Origin of the sequence: Streptomyces sp. NRRL S-378 (assembly GCF_000720645.1) — a bacterium.
Lineage (GTDB): Bacteria > Actinomycetota > Actinomycetes > Streptomycetales > Streptomycetaceae > Streptomyces.
This window is the reverse complement of sequence record NZ_JOBX01000003.1, coordinates 65,734-87,801: the sequence shown is the minus strand read 5'-3', so window position 1 is coordinate 87,801 and position 22,068 is coordinate 65,734. Positions and strand designations below refer to the sequence as shown.

The following is a 22,068-nucleotide window of genomic DNA, read 5'->3' as shown; positions in this document are numbered from 1 at the left end:
GGCTCGATCAGCTCACCCTTCGGCGCGTCGGGTGCGGCGGGTGAGACGCGCGTGCAGGGAACGGGCGGAAGCGTCGGTGAGACACGCGATCTGGTCGATGACCGCCCTCTTCCTGGCCCGCTCGTCCGGGGCGGCGTCGAAGATGGCCCGGAACTGCGGGTCCAGCCCATCGGGGGCCCGGGCGCTGAGCGCCTCGGCCAGTTCGGCCAGGACGATGCGCTGGTCGGCGCGGATGCGCTCCTGCTCGTCGCGTTGCATGACGTACAGGTCGGCGACCGCCTTGAGGACCGCGCACTCGTGGCGCGCCTCGCGCGGGACTACCAGTTCGGCGCCGTACCGGGTGAGGCGGCCCGATCCGTACGCCTCGCGGGTGGCGCCCTCGGCGGCCAGGCAGAAGCGGCCGATCAGCTGGCTCGTGGCGTCCTTCAGACGGGCCTGGGCGACCGCGGAGCCGTCGTACCCGTGCGGCCACCACTCCTGCTCCATCAGCCGGTCGAGGGCGGCCCGCAGCTCCTCGGGGGAGGTGCCGGCGGGGACGTAGCGGCCGATGGCGACCTGCCAGATCGCCGCGCGCTCGGGCTCGGCGAACAGGAGGTTGGGGTCGAGGTGCCCGGCGTGCAGGCCGTCCTCGAAGTCGTGCACGGAGTACGCGACGTCGTCCGCCCAGTCCATGACCTGCGCCTCGAAGCACTTGCGGTCGGCGGGCGCGCCGAGGCGCAGCCACTCGAAGACCGGCAGGTCGTCCTCGTACGCCCCGAACTTGACCGAGTCCGGGTCGGTCGGGTGGCCGCCGCGGGCCCACGGGTACTTGGTGGCGGCGTCCAGGCAGGCCCGGGTGAGGTTGAGGCCGACGCTGACGGGCTCCCCGCCCTCCGGGCCGGGCACGAACCGCTTGGGCTCCAGCCGGGTCAGCAGGCGCAGCGACTGGGCGTTGCCCTCGAAACCGCCGCAGTCCTTCGCGAACTCGTTGAGCGCCTCCTCGCCGTTGTGGCCGAAGGGCGGGTGACCCATGTCGTGCGAGAGGCAGGCGGCCTCGACGAGGTCGGGGTCGCAGCCGAGCGCGGCGCCGAGCTCCCGTCCGACCTGGGCGCACTCCAGGGAATGCGTGAGGCGGGTGCGGGGGCTGGCGTCCCAGTCGTAGGAGCGCGTGCCGGGCGTGACCACCTGGGTCTTCCCGGCGAGGCGGCGCAGCGCGGCGGAGTGCAGGACGCGGGCGCGGTCGCGCTGGAAGGCGGTGCGGCCGGGGCGTTTGTCGGGCTCGGCGGCCCAGCGCTCGGTGTCGGCCGGGCCGTAGGGCGAGTCGAGGTCGTCTGCGGGGGCGTGCGTGGTGCCTTCCATGACAAGACGGTAACCGCAACGACTGACAAACCGGGATCAGGCGGAGACGAGTTCCGGCCGGGTGCGGGAGGCGGGGCGGCGCAGGGCCTCGTCGTAGCGGTGCAGCAACAGCCGGGCCACGGCCGGGTGGTCGCCCAGCGGGGCGGCCGCGAGGGCGGGCGAGGCCGCGGCGGTCTGGGTGGCGAACCGGCCGGGAGCGGCGAAGTACGAGGCCACCGCGATCCGGTGGTGGCCGCGGGCGGTGAGCGCCCGGACGGCCTCGGGGGCGGTGGGCGCGGCGGCCGAGGCGTAGGCGGGCACCACCGGGACATCGCCGAGGCGGCCGGAGAGCAGGGCGGCGGTGCGGCGGGTGTCGGCGGCCGACTCGGGGTCGCGGGAACCGGCGGCGGCGAGCACCACGGCGGTTCCGGCGGTCCAGCCGGCCTCCACGAGCCGTTCGTACAGGGCCTCGACGAGCAGCGGGTGCGGTCCCAGCGGGGCGGCGACGCGGGTGTCCAGGTGGGTGGCCCGGGCGGCTGCCGCGGGCAGGTCGCGCTTGACGTGGTACCCGCGGCCGAGCAGCAGCGGGACGAGCACGGCGGCGCCGGACACCGCGCGCAGGGTGTCGTCGAGCAGCGGCTCGTTCAGCTCGACGTGGCCGAGCCGGACGTCGAGCCGCGGGCGGAGCTCGCGGACCCGTTCGAGGAGGGCGAGGGCGGTGTGCAGGGCGCGCGGGTCGCGGCTGCCGTGGGCCACGGCGACGAGGACGGGCTGCTCCATGGGGGGTCTCCGAGGGGGCGGGTGCGGGGCGGTCGCAGCCCGCTGAGCTGCGTGCCGAGCTGGGCGGTGATCCGGGTCAGCAGCTCGGCCGCGCTGCCGAACGGGAGGGAGGGGAACGAAGGAAGGGAGAGGTTGTCGGGAGGGTGCACCGGCTCCGTCATGAACCGATCCTGCGGGTTGCAGATTGCCGGTGCGTTGCGCCGGGGTGACAGGTGTTTGCGGGGGGCTCACTCGGTCCTTCGTACGAGTGAAAGGGGGTGGTGGTGGAACTCCGGGCCGTTGGTGATCGTCAATGTGTGCGAACGAGGTGCGCGGATGAGCGGGTGTGCGAACGGCGTGTGCGGGCGCTGTGCGGGAGGGGCGGTCATGAAGATCAAGGGCTGGGCGACGGCGATGGCGACGGTGAGGGTGCGGGCGAGGGCGCGCGCGGGCGTGGCGGTGAGAGCGGTGGCGGACCGGCGGGCGGGGTGGCCGCGGCGGCTGCGGGGAGTCCGGGGCAGACGGCTGGCGGTGCAGGCCGTCATGGCGGGCTGTGTGCTGGCACTGCTCCCGTCGGCGTGGACGCACGCGTCGGCCGCCGACCGGCTCCGGACGACGGCCGACGCGCCCGCCGCCGACGTGGCGGTGGTGTTCGGAGCAGGCCTGTGGCGGGGGCGGCCCACCCCCTATCTCGCCGACCGGCTCGACGCCGCCGCCGAGCTGTACCGCACGGGCAAGGTGAGGGTGGTGCTGGTCACCGGGGACAACAGCCGCAAGGAGTACGACGAGCCCGACGCGATGCGCACCTACCTGACCGGGAAGGGGGTGCCGGACGAGCGGATCGTCAGCGACTACGCGGGTTTCGACACCTGGGACTCCTGCGTGCGGGCCAAGGAGATCTTCGGGGTCGACCGGGCCGTGCTGGTCACGCAGGGCTTCCACATACGCCGGGCCGTCGCCCTGTGCCAGGCGGCGGGCCTGGACTCGTACGGCGTCGGGGTCGCCGACGTGCACGACGCCACCTGGCGCTACGGCCAGGCGCGCGAGTTCCTCGCAGCCGGCAAGGCGGCCGTGGACGCGGCCCTCAAGCCGGCCCCGCACTTCCTGGGACCGAAGGAGCACGGGGTGTCGCGGGCCCTGGCGGCTCTGGCAGAGTGAGCACCGCCGCATATGACGAATCGTCATATGCGAGGTCGGCCGGTGCGAGCGTCAGGGGTGGAACCGTGGCTGGAGTGGATCTGGGCGGCAAGGCCGTCGTCATCACCGGCGGGGCCCGGGGACTGGGAGCCGCGGCGGCGCAGGCCGTCGTGGACGGCGGCGGCCGGGTCCTGATCACCGACGTGCTGGAGGCGGAGGGCGCCGAGACCGCCGCGAAGCTCGGCGGCGCGGCCCGCTTCCTGCGGCACGACGTGACCAGCGAGGCCGACTGGGCGGCGGCGCTGGACTACGCGGTCGCCGAGTTCGGCCGGATCGACGGCCTGGTGAACAACGCCGGCATAGCCTCCGGCCGGTTGCTGGAACACGAGAGCGTCGAGAGCTTCCGCCGCGTCGTCGAGATCAACCTGGTCGGCGTGTTCATCGGGATCAGGACCGCCGTCCCGCTGCTGCGCGCGCAGGGCGGCGGGTCCATCGTCAACATCTCCTCCGCCGCCGGCCTGACCGGGCTCGCGCTCACCGCCGGGTACGGCGCCTCCAAGTGGGGGGTGCGCGGCCTGTCGAAGATCGGCGCGGTCGAGCTCGCCGAGGCGGGGATCCGCGTCAACTCCGTGCACCCCGGGATGACGCTGACCCCCATGACCGCCCCGGTCGGCATCCGGGCGGGCGAGGGCAACTACCCGGGCGCCCCGATGGGCCGCGTCGGCGTCCCCGAGGAAGTGGCCGCCGCGGTCGCGTTCCTGCTCTCCGACGCCGCCGGCTACATCACGGGTGCCGAGCTCGCGGTGGACGGCGGCTGGACCGCGGGCCTGACGGTGAAACACCTGACGGGCCACTGACCCCACCCGGCGGGCGCGCACCATGTGCGTGCCGTCGGCCGGAGCGCAGGGCTACGGTCCGCCCTGTGGAACAGGACGAGCACACCACCGCACCAGCACCCCTGCTGCGCGACGTCCTCCCGCAGCTGAGCGCCGAACTCGTGACGCTGCTGGAGGAGGAGGGCGAACGCGATCTCGCCCTCTGCGCACACGACCTCCGTCCCCTCGCCGACTGCGGCTGCGGCGACGACTTCTGCCGGAGCTTCCGCACCGCGCCCCACCCGCCGGGGACGCCCTCCGGGCCGGGCCACCGCAACGTGGCGCTGTTCCCGGCCCGCGGGCACCTGATCGACGTCGTCCACGGCCGGATCATGTTCGTGGAGGTCCTCGACCGGCCCGAGCTGCGGCCGGCGCTGCGTGCCGCCCTCACCGGGGGCGGCGGGCCGCGCTGAGGTCGAGCACCCCGAGCCGTAACGCGGAGCGGCGGCCCGTGTAACACCACCGACGCATGCTGAACCGTATGCACACGCCGGGATCCACCATCGCCACGCACTGCCCCTACTGCGCGCTGCAGTGCGGGATGAACCTGCGCCCCGAGGCCGGCGGCGCGGGTGTGACGGTGGAAGAGCGCGCCGACTTCCCGGTCAACCGGGGCGCACTGTGCGGCAAGGGCCGCACCGCCCCCGCTGTGCTCTCCTCCCGGGTGCGCCTCACCGAACCGCTCGTCCGCACCCACGCAGGGCGGCTCGAACCCGCCACCTGGGAGGAGGCCCTCGACGCGGTCGCTGCGGGCCTCGCCCGTACGGCCCGCGCACACGGGCCCGACGCGGTCGGCGTCTTCGGCGGCGGCGGGCTCACCAACGAGAAGGCCTACGCGCTCGGCAAGTTCGCCCGCGTCGCCCTGCGCACCTCGCAGATCGACTACAACGGACGCTTCTGCATGTCCTCGGCCGCCGCCGCCCACCAGAAGGCCTTCGGGCTCGACCGGGGCCTGCCCTTCCCGCTGGAGGACATCCCCCGCACCGGCTGCGTGATCCTCGTCGGCTCGAACCTGGCCGAGACCATGCCGCCCGCCCTGCGCTACCTCACCGAGCTCAAGGCCAACGGCGGCACCCTCATCGTGATCGACCCGCGCCGCACGCGCACCGCCGAACAGGCCGACCTGCACCTGGCCCCGCGCCCCGGCACCGACCTCGCCCTCGCCCTCGGCCTCCTGCACCTCGTGGTCGCCGACGGCCGCACCGACGAGGAGTTCATCGCCGCCCGCACCACCGGCTGGGAAGCGGCCCGGGCCGCCGCCATGGCCCACTGGCCCGAGCTGGTGGAACGCATCACCGGCGTCCCGGTCCCGGCCCTGCGCGAGGCGGTCGGCCTCTTCTGCGCACCGGACTCCGCGATGGTGCTGACCGCCCGCGGCCCCGAGCAGCAGTCCAAGGGCACCGACACCGTCGGCGCCTGGATCAACCTGTGCCTGGCCACCGGCCGGGCCGGCCGCCCGCTCTCCGGCTACGGCTGCCTCACCGGCCAGGGCAACGGCCAGGGCGGTCGTGAGCACGGCCAGAAGGCCGACCAGCTCCCCGGCTACCGCAAGCTCACCGACCCGGCCGCCCGGGCGCACGTCGCCGCGGTCTGGGGCGTCGACCCCGACAGCCTCCCCGGACCCGGCCGCAGCGCCTACGAACTCCTCGACGCCCTCGGCACCGACGTGAAGTCCCTCCTCCTGATGGGCTCCAACCCGGTCGTCTCGGCCCCCCGCGCCGCACACATCGAGGACCGGATCCGCTCGCTGGACTTCCTCGCCGTCGCCGACGTCGTCCTCTCCGAGACGGCCGCCCTCGCGGACGTCGTCCTCCCCGTCACCCAGTGGGCGGAGGAGACCGGCACCACCACCAACCTGGAGGGCCGCGTCCTGCTGCGGCGCCGCGCCCTGACCCCGCCCCCGGGCGTCCGCAGCGACCTGGACGTCCTGCACGGGCTCGCCGCCCGCCTCGGCGTCGAGAAGGGCTTCCCCACCTCCCCCGAAGAGGTCTTCGACGAACTGCGCCGCGCCTCCGCCGGCGGCCCGGCGGACTACTCCGGCATCACCTACGACCGCATCGAGGCCGAACAGGGCGTCTTCTGGCCCTGCCCCGAGGGCTCCACGGGCACCGAACGCCTCTTCCTGGACCGCTTCGCCACCGACGACGGCCGGGCCCGCTTCGTCCCCGTCGCCCACCGTGAGGCCGCCGAGGTCCCCGACGCGGACTACCCGATCCTGCTCACCACCGGCCGCGTGGTCGCCCAGTACCAGTCCGGCGCCCAGACCCGCCGGGTGGAAGAGCTCAACGAGGCCGCACCCGGCCCGTTCGTGGAACTGCACCCCCGCCTCGCCGCCCGCATAGGCGCGGTCGACGGCAGCCCGCTGGCCGTCACCTCCCGCCGCGGGCGCGCCGTGGCACCGGCCCGCATCACGGACACCATCCGCGCGGACACGGTCTTCATGCCCTTCCACTGGCCGGGCGAGGGCCGCGCCAACACCCTGACCAACCCGGCCCTCGACCCCACCTCCCGCATGCCGGAGTTCAAGGTCTGCGCGGTCCGCGTCGAGCCGGCCCAGGGCCCGGCCTGATCGGCGGGGCCGGCCGGGGAGCGCCGCGAGGGCAGACCCGGGCCGGCCCCGCCTACTTCGCGGGGAGCGGCTCCAGGACCACGCTGCCGGGCAGTGCCGCGGCCATGTCGTAGGCGTAGACCCCGGGCCGGACCCAGATGAACCAGTTGCCGGCGGCGACGATGGTGTGACCGTACGCCCGGCGCCCCACCTCGATGCTGTCGCCCACCTCGTCCCTGCTGAAGCGGGCCGTGCTCAGCACAGAGACATGGTTGTAGACCGTGGTCCCACGGTGCTGCACCTCGCAGACGGCGTCCGAGCCGAACTTGTTCTCGTTCCGCAGGGTCACCTTGCAGTCGAAGCCGCCCTTCCCCAGGGCGGTGACCACGTCGTCGACCGAGGCGTACTCGGGGCCGGTCGGCACGTTGCTCGGCATCGGCGTCAGCGGAGGGCGTCCTCGGTCCCTGTCGACGAGGCCGCACGCGCTCAGGGTCAGCAGCACCCCCAGCAGCAGGGGGACGCACTTCGGTGTGCGCATGCGTCAGTTGCTCCTCGGCGGTGTGGGCGCCGGGCCTGGGCTCGGGGAGGGAGTACCCGGTTCTGCGGGACCGGTTCCCGTTCCGGTGTGCGGCCCGCCGCCCTCGTGGTAGATCGGGTCGACGGAGACGTGGTGTCCGGCCGGGGTCTGCGACTCGAGCTGCCGCACGGCGCCGGCCCGCTGCTCATCCGTGAGCGCGTGCCAGGCCATCGCGTCGTCCAGGTGCGGTTCCAGCCTGTCCCAGTTCTCGCCCCGGGTCCTGATGTCGTTGGCCCGCTCGCCCGACTCGTCGCCGTACTGCTCGTTCAGCTCCCGCACCCCCGGGGTGTCCGCCGCGTACAGGGTGAAGAGCTGCTTGTCGGTCTTCGCCCCGTAGGGCTCTTCCTGCAGGCGTTGCAGGTGGTAGGCGCTCATGCGGATGTTCTCGTCGGGATTTTCTTCGATGTACTTGGTGAGCCGCGCGTCGTCGAGGTCCCCGAGGAAGGTGCCGTCCGGGAGCGTGAACGCCCTCCGGTTGTCGTCCATCACCGCCCGCGCGGTGTCCGGCTTCATGTGCGTGATGCCGAGGGACTTGTCGGGCTTGACGGTCTGCTGCAGCGTCCAGTTGAAGATCCGTCCCGCCTGGGCCAGCGGACCGGTCAGGCCGGGGCTGAAGTTCTGGTACCACTGCTGTTCCTGCCACAGGATCGCCAGGAGCAGCTTGCGGCTGATGCCGGTCTCGGCCGCGGCCCGGTTCACCGCGGCGAACTGGGCCGGAGAGACGTTGATCGGGTGGAGTCCGTCCGTACCGCCTGCCAGGGCCAGGGCGACCGCCAGCGGGGACCCGGGCGTCAGGGCCTCCTTGGCCAGCTTCGGGTCGGAGACGGCGGTCAGCCCCTCGATCGTGCGCAGGGCGCGCGCCGTGTCCACGTCGGCCTGGCCGGCCTTCCGCAGGGCTTCGGTGATGATTCCCTGCGCGTGGTTGACCGGTTCGAGGTGCTCGGTGCTGCCCTGCGGCACCATGACGGGCTTCGCCAGCTGGACCCGGCCGCTGTCGTCGACCTTCAGGTCACGGGCGCGGGCGTAGTCCAGGGCGCTGTTCAGGTCCCGCTGTGCCCCCACGATCGCCTCGGCCAGGTCGTCGTAGGCCTTGGCCATCGCGCGCAGGGCCAAGGCGGACGTCTCGTAGTCGTCGGCGTGCTTCACGAACCGTTCCGTGGCGGCGCGTCCGGCCTCGCCGACCCAGCACCGGTCGACCGTCCGGGCGACGTCCTGGCGCGCGTACGAGGCGAGGCCGTCGCACTGTTTCGCCACGGCCACCGCGTCGTCGGCTGCGGTGCGCCACTTCTGCGGATCGGCCTGCTTCAGCTCGGGTACGGACACCATCAGGCGTCCTCCAGCACGCCGCCGGCCGCGCGCAGCCGGTCGGCTATCGCCTGGTCCTCGGCGTTGACGGCGTTCGTGCCCGTGGTCAGGGCGTCGGCCGCGTCGTCGACCAGGTCGGCGAGCTCCCGCAGTCGGCGCTGCCAGGCGGTCACGCAGTCGTTGCTGGCCGTCCCCGCCGCCCATCCGGCGTGGCTGCGGCCCACGGCCTCGGCGTCGTCGAGCGTGGACCTGCCCCGGGCCTCGGCGCTCGCCGTACGGATCCCGGACGCCTTGGAGCGCACGGGGCCGTGGACGAGGGCGAGGTCGGGGTCCCCCGCCGCAGGGGCCGGGGTCGCGGAGGGGCTCGCTGAGGGAGCCGGAGACGGCGACGGCCCGGCGGAGGCCAGACGCAGGGCGGCGTCCCCCTTCGCCCGTGTCCATTCCGCTTCGAAATCGAACGTCATGTCCCCAGCCTCGCACACCCCGATTCGCACTGGGGTACCGGTTTTTGACAGGAGGTCAGTCGTCTCCCGCGGTCCGGCAATCGATCATCTCGGACATGCGTCCGATCCGCATCGGGGTTCCCGGCCGAGGGTAACCATCGGTCACGCACCGGACTCAGAAAGTGCTCGCACGCCCCTCGTGGCAGCCATGTGTCTTACCCCACACTGAATGCGGTGCCCCCGTCCTCGGAGCCCTGGAGGTCGCCCCCGTGCAGACCCGGACCCTGACCGTGAACGCGAGCGAGTCCTCGGAGGCCGAAGCCGTGGACGAAGAGCCCGAGGTACTGGAACTGATCGAGCCGGTACCTCTGCAGCGCCGGCGGGACAGCGACGGGAGCGGGGGCGGAGCGGGACCCTCCGCCGACCTGTTCCGGCAGTACCTGCGCGAGATAGGCAGGATCCCGCTGCTCACCGCCGCCGAGGAGGTGGATCTGGCGCGGCGCGTCGAAGCCGGACTGTTCGCCGAGGAGAAGCTCGGCAACACCCCCGACCTCGACTCCCGGCTCGCCCTCGACCTCGACCGGCTCGTCGTCATGGGGCGCATGGCCAAACGCCGGCTCATCGAGTCGAACCTGCGGCTGGTCGTCTCCGTCGCCAAGCGGTACGTGGGCCGCGGGCTCACCATGCTCGACCTGGTCCAGGAGGGCAACCTCGGGCTGATCCGGGCCGTCGAGAAGTTCGACTACGCCCGCGGGTACAAGTTCTCCACCTACGCCACCTGGTGGATCCGGCAGGCCATGTCCCGTGCCCTCGCCGACCAGGCCCGGACCATCCGCGTGCCCGTCCACGTCGTCGAGCTGATCAACCGGGTCATCCGCGTCCAGCGCCGCATGCTCCAGGAACGCGGCTACGAGCCCACCGCCGAAGAGGTCGCCGTCCACCTGGAGCTGACCCCCGAGCGGGTCCTGGAAGTGCTGCGCCTCGCCCAGGAGCCGGTCTCCCTGCACGCCCCCGTCGGCGAGGAGGACGACGTCGCGCTCGGCGACCTCATCGAGGACGGGGACGCCGCCTCCCCCGTGGAGTCGGCCGCCTTCTTCCTGCTGCGCGAGCACCTGGAAGCGGTCCTGTCGACCCTCGGGGAACGCGAGCGCAAGGTCGTGCAGTTGCGGTACGGGCTCGCGGACGGACGGCCGCGCACCCTGGAGGAGATCGGCCGCATCTTCGGCGTGACGCGCGAGCGGATCCGCCAGATCGAGTCCAAGACCCTCAACAAGCTCCGCGACCATGCCTTCGCCGACCAGCTGCGCGGATACCTCGACTGAAGCCGGCACTGCCCGAACGGCAAGGGGCGCCCCGAAGGACGCCCCCACCCCCGCTCCCCGGCGGACCGGTCCGGACCGTCCGGTCTCAGTCGACTTCGGCGACCGCCTGGGCGAACTGCGCCGCGTACAGCCGGGCGTAGGCCCCGCCCGACGCGAGCAGCTCCTCGTGCGTGCCCTGCTCCACGATGGAGCCGCTCTCCATCACCAGGATCAGGTCGGCGTCGCGGATCGTGGAGAGCCGGTGCGCGATCACGAAGGACGTACGGCCGTGCGCGAGCCGCGCCATCGCCTTCTGGATCAGCACCTCGGTACGGGTGTCCACCGAGCTCGTCGCCTCGTCGAGGACCAGGATCACCGGGTCCGACAGGAACGCCCGGGCGATGGTGATCAGCTGCTTCTCGCCCGCGCTGACACCCGCGCCCTCGTCGTCCAGCACCGTGTCGTAGCCGTCCGGCAGCGTCCGGATGAACCGGTCCGCGTGCGCCGCCCGCGCCGCCTCCTCGATCTCGGCGCGCGTGACCTCGCGCGAGGCGCCGTAGGCGATGTTCTCCGCGATGGTCCCGCCGAACAGCCAGGTGTCCTGGAGCACCATGCCGATGCCGCCGCGCAGTTCCTCGCGGGTCATCTTGGCGATGTCCACCCCGTCCAGGGCGATCTCCCCGCCCGTGACCTCGTAGAACCGCATCAGCAGGTTCACCAGGGTGGTCTTTCCGGCGCCCGTCGGGCCGACGATCGCGACCGTGTGGCCCGGCTCCACCGAGAGCGAGAGGTTCTCGATCAGCGGCCGGTCCGGCTCGTAGCGGAAGGCCACCTTGTCGAAGGTGACCTGGCCGCGCAGTTCCTGCGGACGCTCCGGCACGTCGGCGTCGCGCTCCTGCTCCGGGGCGTCCAGCAGCTCGTACACCCGCTCCGCCGAGGCGACACCGGACTGCACGAGGTTCGCCATCGACGCGACCTGGGTCAGCGGCATCGAGAACTGCCGCGAGTACTGGATGAAGGCCTGCACGTCACCGATCGACAGGGTGCCGGAGGCGACCCGGAGCCCGCCGACCACCGCGATCAGCACGTAGTTGATGTTCGAGATGAAGAACATCACCGGCTGCATGATGCCGCTGACGAGCTGCGCCTTGAACGATGCCCGGTACAGCGCCTCGTTCTGCTCGGCGAAGAGCGCCGCGGACTCCTTCTGACGGCCGAAGACCTTGACCAGGTTGTGCCCCGAGTACATCTCCTCGATGTGGGCGTTGAGCGTGCCGGTCGTCTTCCACTGCTCCACGAACTGCGGCTGCGACTTCTTGCCGATCTTCGCGGCGACGTAGACCGAGACCGGGACGGTCCCCACCGCGACCAGCGCCAGCAGCGGCGAGATCCAGAACATCATCGCCAGCACGCCGACGATGGTCAGCAGCGAGTTCAGCAGCTGACCCATCGTCTGCTGGAGCGTCTGGCCGATGTTGTCGATGTCGTTGGTGGCCCGGCTCAGCACCTCGCCGCGCTTCTGCTGGTCGAAGTACGACAGCGGCAGCCGCGACAGCTTCGCCTGGAGCTCCTCGCGCATCCGGTACAGGGTGCCGTTCATGACGTGGTTCGACAGCCGGGTCGCGACCAGCATCAGCAGGCCCGCCAGGGTGAAGACCACCAGCGCCCAGATCGCCACGACCCCGACGGCGCCGAAGTCGATGCCCTGGCCCGGGGTGAAGTCGGTGCCGGACAGCATGTCCGCCATGCCGTCCTCGCCGCGGGCGCGCATCCCGTCCAGCGCCTGCTGCTTGGTCACACCGGCCGGCATCTCCCGGCCGACGATCCCCGCGAAGACCAGGTCGGTCGCCTCGCCGAGGATCTTCGGTCCGACGACCGCGCAGGCGACGCTGCCGACGACGGCCAGGACCATGCCCCACAGCTTGGCCCGGTCCTGCGCGAGCTGGGCCAGCAGCCGCTTGCCCGATCCCTTGAAGTCCAGGGACCGCTGGGCCGGCCCCATCATCATCCGTCCTCCGGGCCCGCTCATGCGGCCTCCGCCTCCGTCAGCTGGGAGAGCACGATCTCCCGGTAGGTCTCGTTGCCGGCCATGAGCTCGTGGTGGCGTCCCTCGCCCACGACCTGCCCCTCGTCCAGGACGATGATCCGGTCGGCGTCGCGGATCGTCGCGACCCGCTGCGCGACGATGACCACGGTCGCGTCCTCGGTCTCGCGGGCGAGCGCCGCGCGCAGCGCCGCGTCCGTCGCGTAGTCCAGGGCCGAGAAGGAGTCGTCGAAGAGGTAGATCTCCGGGCGCTGGACCAGCGTGCGGGCGATGGCCAGGCGCTGGCGCTGGCCGCCGGAGACGTTGGTGCCGCCCTGGGTGACCGGTGCCTCCAGGCCGCCCTCCAGCGCCGAGACGAACTCCTTGGCCTGGGCCACCTCCAGGGCCTGCCACAGCTCTTCGTCAGTGGCGTCCGGGCGGCCGTAGCGCAGGTTGGAGGCGACGGTGCCGGAGAACAGGTAGGGCTTCTGCGGCACCATGCCGACCGTCTTCGCCAGCAGTTCGGGGTCGAGCCGGCGTACGTCCTCGCCGTCGACGAGCACCTCGCCACCGGTCGCGTCGAACAGCCGGGGGACCAGCCCCAGGAGCGTGGACTTGCCGCTTCCGGTGGAGCCGATCACCGCCGTGGTCTCGCCGGGGCGGGCCACCAGGTCCACGCCGCGCAGGACCGGGGCCTCGGCGCCCGGGTAGCGGAAGTCGGCGCCGCGCAGCTCCAGGACGCCGCGGCGGGTGAGTTCGCGCACCGGGTCGACGGGCGGGACGACGCTGGACTCGGTGTCCAGCACCTCCTGGATGCGCTCCGCGCACACCTCGGCCCGCGGCACCATCATGAACATGAAGGTGGCCATCATCACGGCCATGACGATCTGCATCAGGTAGGCGAGGAAGGCCGTCAGCTGGCCGATCTCCATGCCGCCGGTGTCGACGCGCATCGCGCCGAACCAGATGACGGCGACGCTGGAGATGTTCACGACCAGGATCACGGTCGGGAACATGAGCGCGAGGAGCCGGCCCGAGGCGAGCGAGACGCCGGTGAGGTCGGCGTTGGCCTCGCGGAAGCGGTCCTTCTCGTAGTCGTCGCGGACGAAGGCGCGGATCACCCGGTTGCCGGTGATCTGCTCGCGCAGCACCCGGTTCACGGTGTCCAGGCGGTCCTGCATCCGGCGGAACAGCGGCCGCGTCCGGTAGACGATGGCGCCGACCGAGATCCCGAGCACGGGCACCACGGCCAGCAGGACGCCCGACAGCTGCACGTCCAGCGAGAGCGCCATGGCGATGCCGCCGACGCACATGATCGGCGCCGAGACCATCAGGGTGAAGGTCATCAGCACCAGCATCTGGACCTGCTGGACGTCGTTCGTCGTACGGGTGATCAGGGACGGGGCACCGAAATGGCCCAGCTCCCGGGCGGAGAAGCTCTGCACCCGGTCGAAGACGCCGGCACGGACGTCGCGCCCGACGGCCGCGGCCGTGCGGGCGCCGTAGTAGACGGCTCCGACGTTGCAGACGAGCTGGACGAGCGAGACGCCCAGCATCAGCGCGCCGAAGCGCAGGATGTAGCCGGTGTCGCCGTTGACGACACCGTTGTCGATGATGTCGGCGTTCAGGGTGGGCAGGTAGAGGCTGGCGCTGGTCTGCAGGAGTTGCAGCAGGACCAGCGCCGCGATGGGTTTCCGGTACGGACCCAGATGGGTCCGCAGAAGTCGTATGAGCACGCGCAGGCTCCGGTCGGCACGATCGAGGGGGTTCAACCCATCTTCGGCCAATCGGCCCACCGATCCCCACCGGATTTCGCAAAGGCCGGTCAAAAGGACCAGCCGCACGGCGCGGGTCCTACGACCCCCGCGCCCGCCCGGATCCGGCCGCGGTCAGAACGCCCCGGGGTGGATCTGCTCCCGCGTGGCGATGTACTGCTGGCGCACTCCCTGCCAGGCCGGGAAGTCCTCGTCCGGCTCGAAGACCTGCGCCGCGGGGGCCGGCCAGACCGGCGGGGTGTGCGGTGCCAGGGTGCCCTGCGCCACACCGAGGGCCCAGGCCGCCTGGCGGGCCGCGCCGAGCGCCGCGTAGTCCGCCGGTGCGGGCACGACGACCTGGGTCCCGAACAGCCCGGGAGCCGCGGCCTGCACGGCGGGCAGCTCGGCGGCCGCGCCCAGCAGGAACACCCGGCGGATCTCGACCCCGCGCGAACGCAGCACGTCGAGGGCGTCCACCAGCCCGCACAGCATGCCCTCGAAGGCCGCCCGGGCCAGGTGCTCGGGCTTCATCGAGTCCCGGCGCAGCCCGGTGAGGGTCCCGGCGGCGAGCGGCAGGTTCGGCGTCCGCTCACCCTCCAGGTACGGCAGGAGCACCAGGCCGTGCGCGCCCGGAGTGGACTTCAGCGCGAGCTCGGACAGCCCCTCCAGGTCGGTGCCGAGCAGCTCGGCCGTGCCGCGCAGGGCCCGTACGGCGTTGGAGGTGTTCACCACGGGCAGGTGCATGCCGGTGGCGTCGGCCAGGGAGGTGATCAGCCCTCCCGGCTCCGACAGCGCCTCGTGGTGCACCGCCATCACCGAACCGGAGGCACCGAGGGAGACGACCGCGTCGCCGGGGCCGAGCCCCAGGCCGAGGGCCGCGGCCATCGTCTCGCCGGTACCGGCGGATATCAGCAGCCCCTCCGGCGTGGTCCCGGCCGCGTCGGCCGGGCCGAGCACCTCCGGCAGCAGGGCCCGGTGCCCGAGCGCCAGCTCCACCAGATCGGGCCGCCAGGCTCCGGAGGCCGCCGACCAGTAGCCGGTTCCCGAGGCCCCGCCGCGGTCGGTGGTCCGCCGGGCCGGGCGGCCCAGCAGCTGCCAGACCAGCCAGTCGTGCGGCGACATCAGCACGGCCACCCGGCGGGCCGCCTCGGGCTCGGTGCGGGCCAGCCAGGCCAGCTTCGCGACGGGCTGCGCGGAGTGCGGGACCGAGCCCACCGCCTCGGCCCAGGCGTGCCGTCCGCCGAGGGCCTCGGTGAGGTCGGCGGCCGCGACCTGGCCGCGCTTGTCGTTGCCGACGAGGGCGGGGCGCACCAGTGAGCCCTGCGGGTCCAGCGGCAGCAGGCCGTGCTGCTGCGCGGAGACGCCGATGGCCTGGACGCCCTCCAGGATCCCGCCGCCGGCGGCCTCGCCGAGCGAGAGCAGCCAGGCCTGCGGGTCGGTCTCGTGGGGGCTGGCGCCGTCGGGTTCGCCCACGGGCTGCGGATGGGGTGCGTACCCCTGGCGCAGCACGGCGCCGGTCTCGGTGTCACAGACCACGATGCGTGTGAAGGCGGAAGAGCTGTCCAGCCCGGCGACTATCCCCATGCGGAGAATTCTGCCGCACGCGGGGCCGGTCCTGACCGTCCCGGAGCCCCTGAAACCACATGGGTCCCAGGGGCTCCGGGCAGGGCCGGTGGCGCATCAGGTGTTGCTGGTGCCCCACTCGTCGTCGCCGACCCCGCCACCCGTCCGGCCGCGCAGGCCGGGCACCCGTCGGGCGAGCGACTCCGGCACGGCGCCGCCGGCCTTCTCGCTCACCGCGGCGAAGGCCTTCCCGGCGTACTCCCGGCCGGTGTGGCCGGCGGTCTCGGCGGCGTTGCGCACCGCCGGGTTCTGCGCGATCTGACGGGCGGACTTCTTGAGCTGTTCGTAGCGCTCGCGCCCGGCCCGGGTTCCGAGCACGTACCCGAGGGCCAGTCCGACCACGAACGTGACCTTGTACCGCATGCCTGTCACCCTTCGTCGTGTGGTGCCCGGCCTGCTGTCGATACCGATTGGCGGAGCACCCCCCTGCTTGCGCTAATCTATGTCTCGCAACGAGCGCTCGCCCCCCGGCAAGGCCGGAGGTGGGCCGTTCGATGCACCGCAGCAATCCCCTGTAGCTCAATTGGCAGAGCAGCCGGCTGTTAACCGGCAGGTTACTGGTTCGAGTCCAGTCGGGGGAGCGCAGTCCCCTGTAGCTCAATTGGCAGAGCATTCGGCTGTTAACCGGAGGGTTGCTGGTTCGAGTCCAGCCGGGGGAGCAAGGAGAAGAGGACCCTACGGGGTCCTCTTCTTGCTTTGTCGCCCGTTCCGGGAACCGGGCAGCCCTCAGCGCGGTCTCTCTGGACAGACGAAGCCGATCATGCGAGGCATCCGAAGCAGGAGATCGTATGAGCGGCTATGCTGCGGCAGACGGCGCGCACACGTGTACGCGCCACGCCGTGAAGGGGCGGTAGCTCAGCCGGTTAGAGCAGCGGACTCATAATCCGTCGGCCGTGGGTTCGAGTCCCACCCGCCCCACTGCGAGCCGCAGGTGCAGAAACGATCGCACCTGCGGCTTCGGCGTTTCCGGGGGTCGGCCCGGCTAGAAGTCCTCCGTTTCGTCCACGAGGTGGCGCAGGACGTCCGTCAGGTCCTGGCGGCGGGCGTAGGCCGTGCGCTGGCGGTGGGCGCCCGAGCCGTCGCGCAGGAGCCCGGCGAGGGTCTTGGCGGCGTGGTCCAGGTCACCGGCGGCGGCCAGTTCCGGGGCGACCAGGTCCAGCAGGGCCTCCGCGAGGTCGGCCGCCGGGAGTTCCGCGCCCGTGTAGGGGTCGAGGCCGAAGCCCTCCAGGCCGTCGTGGGCCGCCCGCCAGCGCGCGAGGCGCAGTACGTCGTCCCGTACGGCCGGCTCCGGGCGCTGCTCGGCGATCTCGCGGAGCGCCGTGGCCACCAGCGCGCGGGCCAGTTCGGCCTGGAGGACCGCAGAGTCGACGCCCGGGGACATGTCCGGTGCGCGGAACTCCAGCGTCGGCCAGTGCCCGGAGGGCCGGAGGTCCCAATAGACCATCTTGGTGTCCAGGGCCGCCCCCGAACCGAGCAGGGTCTGCACGGAGCGCCGGAAGTGGGCCGTGGACGTGAAGTGCGGAGGCAGCCCCGCCGAGGGCCACCCGGACCAGGCCATCGCCCGCCAGCTGCAGTGACCGGTGTCACGGCCGCCCCAGAACGGCGAGTTGGCGGCCAGCGCGATCAGCGTGGGCAGCCATGGTCTGATCCGGTTGGAGACCGCCACCGCCGTGTCCACGTCGAGCGTGCCGATGTGGATGTGGCGGCCGCAGCTGACCAGGGTGTCGGTGAGCGCGCCGAAGCGGCGGTGCTGCTCGCGCTGGCGCGGCTCGTCATCGGTCAGGTGCAGCGGCCCGTCGACCGCGACGACCGGCGAGGGCGCGGCCAGGAGCCGACAGCCGTGGGCGCGGGCCGCCCGGCCGAGGGTGCGCCGCAGGGCGGCGAGCTCGGCGCGCAGCGAGGACGCCGAGTCGGCGACCGGGGTGGATATCTCCACCTGGTAGCGGGTGCCCTCGGGATGCATCTCGCCCGGCAGCCCGTCGGCCGTCGCCAGGACCAGCGGGGCGGCGGGGACCACCCGGAGGGTGCGGGCGTCGACGAGCAGGAACTCCTCCTCGACGCCGAGGGTGAGGGGCACGGTGGGGCGCACCGTGTTGTGCGTCGTGCCGGTGCTCGTGGTGCTGTTGCCAGGATCGATCACTACGCCTCCCTGGACATACGAGTCTTTTCATCATGAGCTGAACACGAGGTGAGGAGCGCGCGGCGAATCAGTCAAATGTGCGGTGATAGTGGCGAGTTACCGGCAACGCTTCGCCCGCTCCGGGAGCCCGGAGCAGGATGGGGCGACTGTTGCCGGTGGGTGAAGCGGGTGGGCGGCACCCCGGTGGGGGCCGACGGGTCGATGCTTATCATCCGATGTGACTCGTACCAGTTCGCCAACCCGCCCCCGACGGCGGATATTCGCCGACCTCACCCCGCTGCGCACGTCCCCGGACTACCGGAGACTGTGGTTCGGCGGGACGATCTCCTGGGTCGGCCAGGCGATGACCGCCCTCGCGATCTCGCTCCAGGTCTACGACATCACCCGCTCCAGTTTCGCCGTCGGGCTGGTGGGGCTCTTCTCCCTCGTCCCCCTGATCGTCTTCGGCCTCTACGGCGGGGCCATCGCCGACACCGTGGACCGGCGCAAGCTCGGCCTCTACAGTTCCCTCGGCGCCGCGGGGCTGTCGGTCGCGCTCGCCGTGGCCGCGCTGCTCGGCCGGCACCACGTCTGGTTCCTGTACGCCGTCGTCGCGCTCCAGGCCGTCTGCGGGGCACTCACCGGCCCGGCGCGGTCCGCCATGATCCCGAGGCTGCTGCCGGCGGAACAGCTGCCCGCGGCCAACGCCCTGAACTCCGTGACCATGACCTTCGGGACGATGGTCGGCCCTGCCCTGGGCGGCCTGATCGTCGCCCTCGGCGGGTACGAGTGGGCGTACCTGGTCGACGCCCTCACCTTCACCGCCGCGCTCTACGCGATGTGGCGGCTGCCGTCGATGAAGCCGGACCGGGCGGAGGGCGCGCGGGGGAGGGCCTCCGTCGCCGACGGACTGCGCTTCCTCGGTACCCGGCCCAACATCCGGATGACGTTCTTCACCGACATGGCCGCGATGGTGCTGGCCCAGCCGAAGGCGCTGTTCCCCGCCATCGCCGTGCTCTGGTACGGGGACGACGCGAAGACGGTCGGCCTCATGGTGGCCGCGATCGCCGCCGGGGCGCTGCTCGGCGGGCTCTTCTCCGGCTGGCAGGCACGGATCCGGCGGCACGGGCTGGCGATCCTGCTCGCCGTCGCCGGATGGGGGCTGGCCATCGCGGTGTTCGGCCTCACGCGGCACCTGTGGCTCGGGCTGTTCTTCCTGGCTCTGGCCGGGTACGCGGACACCGTCTCGATGGTGTTCCGCACCACCATGCTGCAGGCCGCCACCCCCGACGACATGCGGGGGCGCCTCCAGGGCGTCTTCATCGTGGTCGTCGCGGGCGGGCCCCGGCTCGGGGACTTCCTCGCCGGGACCGCCGCCGACCTGACCTCCCCGGCCGCCGCGGTCACGGGCGGCGGGCTGGCCTGCGTGCTGGTGGTGGGCCTGCTCGCCCTGCGCTGGCGCAACTTCGCCCGCTACGACGCCCACGCCCCGCAGGCCTAGTGCCGTGCCGGGCGCCGCGACCCGGTGAACCTCGGCGGTCACAGCACCAGGTCGGACCGGCTACGCGTCCACCGGCTCGCGGGTGCGTTCGCCGCCCGCATCGCCGGTGTTGGCGGTGCCGGAGGGTTCGAAGAGCAGGATGTGGGCCTCCTCGTCGGCCGACGGGCAGTGCTCCGCCCCGCGCGGGACGACGTACATCTCGCCCGGGCCCAGGACCACGTCCCCGTCGCGCAGGCGGATCGTCAGGGTGCCGGAGACGACGAGGAACAGCTCGTCGGTGTCCTCGTGGGCGTGCCACACGAACTCCCCCCGGACCTTGGCCACCTTGACCTCGTAGTCGTTGACGCGGGCGATGCGGCGCGGCGACCACTGCTCGGTGAAACCGGCCAGCTTCCCGGCGATGTCGATCTTCTGTGTCGTCATGCGGACAGCCTGGTGCCGGGCGGGCGGCCGGTCTTGTACGTTCCTGACATGGCCGCGATACCTTCGCCGCGCAGCACCGTGTGCGCCTGGCAGCCGCCGGTGCCAGGCATCGCCGAGGTCTTCCACGCCCGCTTCACCGAGCACGCGTATCCGGCCCATGTGCACGACACCTGGGCGCTGATGATCGTGGACGGCGGGCGGGTGGACTTCGCCCTCGACCGGGAACGCCACGGCGCCGGGGTGTCGGACGCGGTGGTCCTGCTGCCGCCCGGGGTGGTCCACGACGGTCGGACCGTCACCGAGACGGGCTTTCGCAAGCGCGTCCTGTACCTGGACACCTCGGTGCTGCCGGAGCGGCTGACCGGAGCCGCCGTGGACGCGCCGCTGCTGGCCGACCCCGCGCTGCGCGAGCGTGTGCACGGGCTGCACCTGGCGCTCGGGGAGCGGGAGCGGGACCCTCTGGAGGCACAGTCACGGCTGGCCTTCGTACAGGAGCGGCTGCACGGGTGGCTGGCGGGGCGCGGGGAGCCGTCGGCGGCCGGGGCGACCAGTGCGGCCGGGTCGGCGCCGGGCACGCGGCTGGCCGTACGGCTGCGCGAGCTCCTGGACGCCCGGGTGGTGGAGGGGGTCACGCTGGAGGAGGCTTCGGCCCGGCTCGGCCACGTCCATCCCACCCACCTCATCCGCAGCTTCCGGACGGCCTACGGGCTGCCGCCGCACGCGTACCTGACGGGGCGGAGGGTCGCAGTCGCGCGGGGCCTGCTGCTCGCGGGGGCCCGGCCGGCGCAGGCGGCGGCGGAAGCCGGCTTCTACGACCAGGCCCACCTCGCGCGGCACTTCGCGCGGCACGTCGGGACCAGCCCGGCCAGGTTCGCCCGATCCCGCGTGTGAAGGAGGGGCACGGATCCGTCCGGGGGCCCGCCATCACCCCCGGCAGGTGAGACGCTCCCACCGCAGGGGCCTTTGGCCCGCCGACGCTAGGCCCTGTCGGCTCTGTCCCGAGGGCCGTCGGGGCCGACGACGCCGCGGGCGACGCCCAGGGAGACCAGGTCCTGGGGGCGGATGCGGAGCTGGTCCGCCGTGGCCGCGGCGGCGGACGGGGGACGCTTGAGGATGGCCGCGGCCAGTTCCGGGGCGATGACCGAGAAGTAGCTGTCCGGGGTCACCCAGGTGTTCCCCGGGGCGGCCAGCGCGAGGGCGCCGCCCGAACCGCCCTCGCCGATCAGGAGGGTGGTGACGGGGACGGTGGCCGCCGCCAGCGCCGCGAAGGTGTCGGCGATGGCCGCGCCGGCGCCCGCGTGCTCGGCGGCGGCGTCGTTGGCCGCGCCCGGGGTGTCCACCAGGGTGAGGACGGGAATGCCGAGCCGGTCCGCGAGGCGGACCACGCGGGCGGCCGTGCGGTAACCCGCCGGGCGGGTGGCCGTCCCGCACTGGGCGGCGTAGGCCACGGCCCGGCCCTCCCGCAGCCCGAACCCGCACAGCATGCCCGGGTCCGTACCGCCCGCCCGGTCCCCGGAGAGGTGCAGGCGCAGCTCGAAGTACGCGTCCAGGTACGCCTCGGCGCGCGGCCGGCCGGGGTCGCGGGCCTGGCGTACCGCGTCCCAGCCGGTGGCGGGCGGGCGTACGTCGGCCAGCGCGGCCGGGGGCTCGACCGGCTCGCCGGAGCGGGGCGCGGCCAGGACGCGGAGCCAGTGCGCGAGGGTGCCCGGCAGGTGGGCGGCGGGGACCACGGCGTCCACCTGACCGGCGGCGTACTGGCCTTCGGCGCTGTACGCCGCCGGGTCCGCGTCCGCCGGCCGCACCCGGGACCCGGCGAAGCCGACCTGGGCGCCGGGCAGCGCGAGGACCACGTCGGCGCCGGCCCCGAGGGTGGCCCAGCCGCCGCCGGTGGTCGGATCGCGCAGGACGGCGAGCTGGGGGAGTCCGGCGGCCCGGGTCAGGACGCTCTGACGGGCCACGCGCTGCAGCTGCGTCAGCGCGAGCATGCCCTCCTGCATCCGGGAGCCGCCCGTGGCGATGAGCGAGACCAGGGGCAGGCGGTGCTCGCGGGCGTGCGCGTACGCGGCTTCGAGCCGGTCGCCGGTGCGCTGCCCCAGGGAGCCGCCGAGGAAGCCGAACTCGAAGGAGATCAGGACGGCTTCGCGGCCGCCGATGAGCGCGGTGCCGGTGACGACGGATTCCTGCTCGCCGGTGCGCTCGGTGGCGCGGGCGCGGGAGGCGTCGTACCCGGACCAGGCCAGCGGGCCGTCGGCGGGGGACTCCCGGTGGGGCGCGGGCAGTTCGGCGAAGGAGCCGGGGTCGGTCACGGAGGCGATGGCCGCGCGGGCCGAGAGGCGGGTCGTCGTCACGGGTGCACCCCAGGT

20 protein-coding genes and 3 tRNA genes are annotated in these 22,068 nt (G+C 73.1%); 10 read left to right on the top strand and 13 right to left on the bottom strand.

Annotation, left to right across the window (positions count from 1 at the left end):
* Positions 1–12 precede the first annotated feature (12 nt).
* The 3 genes from IH80_RS0103540 to IH80_RS45660 form a co-directional block, all read right to left on the bottom strand.
* A complete protein-coding gene (locus tag IH80_RS0103540) occupies positions 13–1,338 on the bottom strand; it encodes a deoxyguanosinetriphosphate triphosphohydrolase (protein ID WP_030957587.1) in 1,326 nt (441 codons plus the stop codon).
* 36 nt (positions 1,339–1,374) lie between these two features.
* Positions 1,375–2,097, bottom strand: a complete 723-nt coding sequence (locus IH80_RS0103535) for a sirohydrochlorin chelatase (RefSeq protein ID WP_051808738.1) — start codon at positions 2,095–2,097, stop codon at positions 1,375–1,377.
* A gap of 227 nt (positions 2,098–2,324) precedes the next feature.
* The gene (locus IH80_RS45660) at positions 2,325–2,621 is read right to left on the bottom strand and encodes a hypothetical protein (RefSeq protein WP_234432112.1); all 297 of its coding nucleotides are present in this window, start codon (positions 2,619–2,621) and stop codon (positions 2,325–2,327) included.
* Between IH80_RS45660 and IH80_RS0103530 the strand changes: the two genes are divergently transcribed.
* The 4 genes from IH80_RS0103530 to IH80_RS0103515 all read left to right on the top strand — a co-directional run bounded on the left by IH80_RS0103530 (position 2,620) and on the right by IH80_RS0103515 (position 6,657).
* Positions 2,620–3,234 (top strand): SanA/YdcF family protein, encoded by a 615-nt coding sequence (locus tag IH80_RS0103530; RefSeq protein WP_234432111.1) that lies wholly within the window; start codon positions 2,620–2,622, stop codon positions 3,232–3,234. The two genes, IH80_RS45660 and IH80_RS0103530, sit on opposite strands and share 2 nt — an antisense overlap.
* A 65-nt stretch (positions 3,235–3,299) precedes the next feature.
* Complete coding sequence (locus IH80_RS0103525; RefSeq protein ID WP_030957581.1) at positions 3,300–4,070, top strand: glucose 1-dehydrogenase; 771 nt, start codon at positions 3,300–3,302, stop codon at positions 4,068–4,070.
* A 65-nt stretch (positions 4,071–4,135) separates the two neighbouring features.
* Positions 4,136–4,501 carry a hypothetical protein gene (locus tag IH80_RS0103520; protein ID WP_234432110.1) on the top strand — a complete coding sequence of 122 codons (366 nt, stop codon included), beginning with the start codon at positions 4,136–4,138 and terminating at the stop codon, positions 4,499–4,501.
* 56 nt (positions 4,502–4,557) lie between these two features.
* Positions 4,558–6,657 (top strand): molybdopterin oxidoreductase family protein, encoded by a 2,100-nt coding sequence (locus tag IH80_RS0103515; protein ID WP_234432109.1) that lies wholly within the window; start codon positions 4,558–4,560, stop codon positions 6,655–6,657.
* A gap of 52 nt (positions 6,658–6,709) precedes the next feature.
* On the opposite strand, the gene IH80_RS0103510 is transcribed toward IH80_RS0103515, so the two are convergent.
* The 3 genes from IH80_RS0103510 to IH80_RS44525 are packed head-to-tail and all read right to left on the bottom strand — an operon-like array spanning position 6,710 to position 8,982.
* Positions 6,710–7,174, bottom strand: a complete 465-nt coding sequence (locus IH80_RS0103510) for a hypothetical protein (protein ID WP_030957577.1) — start codon at positions 7,172–7,174, stop codon at positions 6,710–6,712.
* 3 nt (positions 7,175–7,177) lie between these two features.
* Positions 7,178–8,539, bottom strand: coding sequence for a hypothetical protein (locus IH80_RS0103505; RefSeq protein WP_030957575.1), 1,362 nt, complete (start codon positions 8,537–8,539; stop codon positions 7,178–7,180).
* Positions 8,539–8,982, bottom strand: a complete 444-nt coding sequence (locus IH80_RS44525) for a hypothetical protein (protein ID WP_030957573.1) — start codon at positions 8,980–8,982, stop codon at positions 8,539–8,541. The genes IH80_RS0103505 and IH80_RS44525 overlap by 1 nt, the downstream gene beginning before the upstream one ends.
* A gap of 161 nt (positions 8,983–9,143) precedes the next feature.
* Here IH80_RS44525 and IH80_RS0103495 point away from each other — a divergent pair, with 161 nt between their 5' ends.
* Complete coding sequence (locus IH80_RS0103495) at positions 9,144–10,283, top strand: RNA polymerase sigma factor (protein WP_420708754.1); 1,140 nt, start codon at positions 9,144–9,146, stop codon at positions 10,281–10,283.
* An 85-nt stretch (positions 10,284–10,368) separates the two neighbouring features.
* On the opposite strand, the gene IH80_RS0103490 is transcribed toward IH80_RS0103495, so the two are convergent.
* From IH80_RS0103490 to IH80_RS0103475, 4 genes are all read right to left on the bottom strand, one after another.
* Positions 10,369–12,291 carry an ABC transporter ATP-binding protein gene (locus IH80_RS0103490; protein WP_030957569.1) on the bottom strand — a complete coding sequence of 641 codons (1,923 nt, stop codon included), beginning with the start codon at positions 12,289–12,291 and terminating at the stop codon, positions 10,369–10,371.
* A complete protein-coding gene (locus tag IH80_RS0103485; RefSeq protein ID WP_030957568.1) occupies positions 12,288–14,021 on the bottom strand; it encodes an ABC transporter ATP-binding protein in 1,734 nt (577 codons plus the stop codon). The genes IH80_RS0103490 and IH80_RS0103485 overlap by 4 nt, the downstream gene beginning before the upstream one ends.
* A gap of 153 nt (positions 14,022–14,174) precedes the next feature.
* The gene (locus IH80_RS0103480; RefSeq protein WP_030957567.1) at positions 14,175–15,623 is read right to left on the bottom strand and encodes an FGGY family carbohydrate kinase; all 1,449 of its coding nucleotides are present in this window, start codon (positions 15,621–15,623) and stop codon (positions 14,175–14,177) included.
* Between the two features lie 96 nt (positions 15,624–15,719).
* On the bottom strand, positions 15,720–16,025 hold the full coding sequence (locus IH80_RS0103475) for a hypothetical protein (RefSeq protein ID WP_030957565.1): 306 nt from the start codon (positions 16,023–16,025) through the stop codon (positions 15,720–15,722).
* A 145-nt stretch (positions 16,026–16,170) separates the two neighbouring features.
* Here IH80_RS0103475 and IH80_RS0103470 point away from each other — a divergent pair.
* From IH80_RS0103470 to IH80_RS0103460, 3 genes are all read left to right on the top strand, one after another.
* Positions 16,171–16,243, top strand: a tRNA-Asn gene (locus IH80_RS0103470).
* A 5-nt stretch (positions 16,244–16,248) separates the two neighbouring features.
* Positions 16,249–16,321: transfer RNA gene (locus tag IH80_RS0103465), tRNA-Asn, on the top strand.
* A gap of 185 nt (positions 16,322–16,506) precedes the next feature.
* A tRNA-Ile gene (locus tag IH80_RS0103460) sits at positions 16,507–16,580 on the top strand.
* Positions 16,581–16,644: 64 nt separating this feature from the next.
* Here the strand turns inward: IH80_RS0103460 and IH80_RS0103455 are convergent.
* Positions 16,645–17,802 (bottom strand): carboxylate-amine ligase, encoded by a 1,158-nt coding sequence (locus IH80_RS0103455; protein ID WP_051808737.1) that lies wholly within the window; start codon positions 17,800–17,802, stop codon positions 16,645–16,647.
* A gap of 217 nt (positions 17,803–18,019) precedes the next feature.
* Between IH80_RS0103455 and IH80_RS0103450 the strand changes: the two genes are divergently transcribed.
* On the top strand, positions 18,020–19,282 hold the full coding sequence (locus IH80_RS0103450; protein ID WP_030957562.1) for an MFS transporter: 1,263 nt from the start codon (positions 18,020–18,022) through the stop codon (positions 19,280–19,282).
* Positions 19,283–19,342: 60 nt separating this feature from the next.
* Here the strand turns inward: IH80_RS0103450 and IH80_RS0103445 are convergent, their stop codons facing one another.
* Positions 19,343–19,705, bottom strand: a complete 363-nt coding sequence (locus IH80_RS0103445; RefSeq protein WP_030957561.1) for a cupin domain-containing protein — start codon at positions 19,703–19,705, stop codon at positions 19,343–19,345.
* A 48-nt stretch (positions 19,706–19,753) separates the two neighbouring features.
* Between IH80_RS0103445 and IH80_RS0103440 the strand changes: the two genes are divergently transcribed.
* On the top strand, positions 19,754–20,596 hold the full coding sequence (locus IH80_RS0103440; RefSeq protein ID WP_030957559.1) for an AraC family transcriptional regulator: 843 nt from the start codon (positions 19,754–19,756) through the stop codon (positions 20,594–20,596).
* Positions 20,597–20,682: 86 nt separating this feature from the next.
* On the opposite strand, the gene IH80_RS0103435 is transcribed toward IH80_RS0103440, so the two are convergent.
* Positions 20,683–22,053 (bottom strand): carboxyl transferase domain-containing protein, encoded by a 1,371-nt coding sequence (locus IH80_RS0103435; RefSeq protein WP_030957558.1) that lies wholly within the window; start codon positions 22,051–22,053, stop codon positions 20,683–20,685.
* Positions 22,054–22,068 lie beyond the last annotated feature (15 nt).

Coding starts and splice junctions, on each gene's coding strand:
- IH80_RS0103510 (WP_030957577.1), bottom strand. CDS start 7,174: ATGCGCACACCGAAGTGCGTCCCCCTGCTGCTGGGGGTGCTGCTGACC.
- IH80_RS45660 (WP_234432112.1), bottom strand. CDS start 2,621: ATGACGGCCTGCACCGCCAGCCGTCTGCCCCGGACTCCCCGCAGCCGC.
- IH80_RS0103440 (WP_030957559.1), top strand. CDS start 19,754: ATGGCCGCGATACCTTCGCCGCGCAGCACCGTGTGCGCCTGGCAGCCG.
- IH80_RS0103540 (WP_030957587.1), bottom strand. CDS start 1,338: ATGGAAGGCACCACGCACGCCCCCGCAGACGACCTCGACTCGCCCTAC.
- IH80_RS0103445 (WP_030957561.1), bottom strand. CDS start 19,705: ATGACGACACAGAAGATCGACATCGCCGGGAAGCTGGCCGGTTTCACC.
- IH80_RS0103490 (WP_030957569.1), bottom strand. CDS start 12,291: ATGAGCGGGCCCGGAGGACGGATGATGATGGGGCCGGCCCAGCGGTCC.
- IH80_RS0103480 (WP_030957567.1), bottom strand. CDS start 15,623: ATGGGGATAGTCGCCGGGCTGGACAGCTCTTCCGCCTTCACACGCATC.
- IH80_RS0103535 (WP_051808738.1), bottom strand. CDS start 2,097: ATGGAGCAGCCCGTCCTCGTCGCCGTGGCCCACGGCAGCCGCGACCCG.
- IH80_RS0103505 (WP_030957575.1), bottom strand. CDS start 8,539: ATGGTGTCCGTACCCGAGCTGAAGCAGGCCGATCCGCAGAAGTGGCGC.
- IH80_RS44525 (WP_030957573.1), bottom strand. CDS start 8,982: ATGACGTTCGATTTCGAAGCGGAATGGACACGGGCGAAGGGGGACGCC.
- IH80_RS0103530 (WP_234432111.1), top strand. CDS start 2,620: ATGGCGGGCTGTGTGCTGGCACTGCTCCCGTCGGCGTGGACGCACGCG.
- IH80_RS0103475 (WP_030957565.1), bottom strand. CDS start 16,025: ATGCGGTACAAGGTCACGTTCGTGGTCGGACTGGCCCTCGGGTACGTG.
- IH80_RS0103515 (WP_234432109.1), top strand. CDS start 4,558: ATGCTGAACCGTATGCACACGCCGGGATCCACCATCGCCACGCACTGC.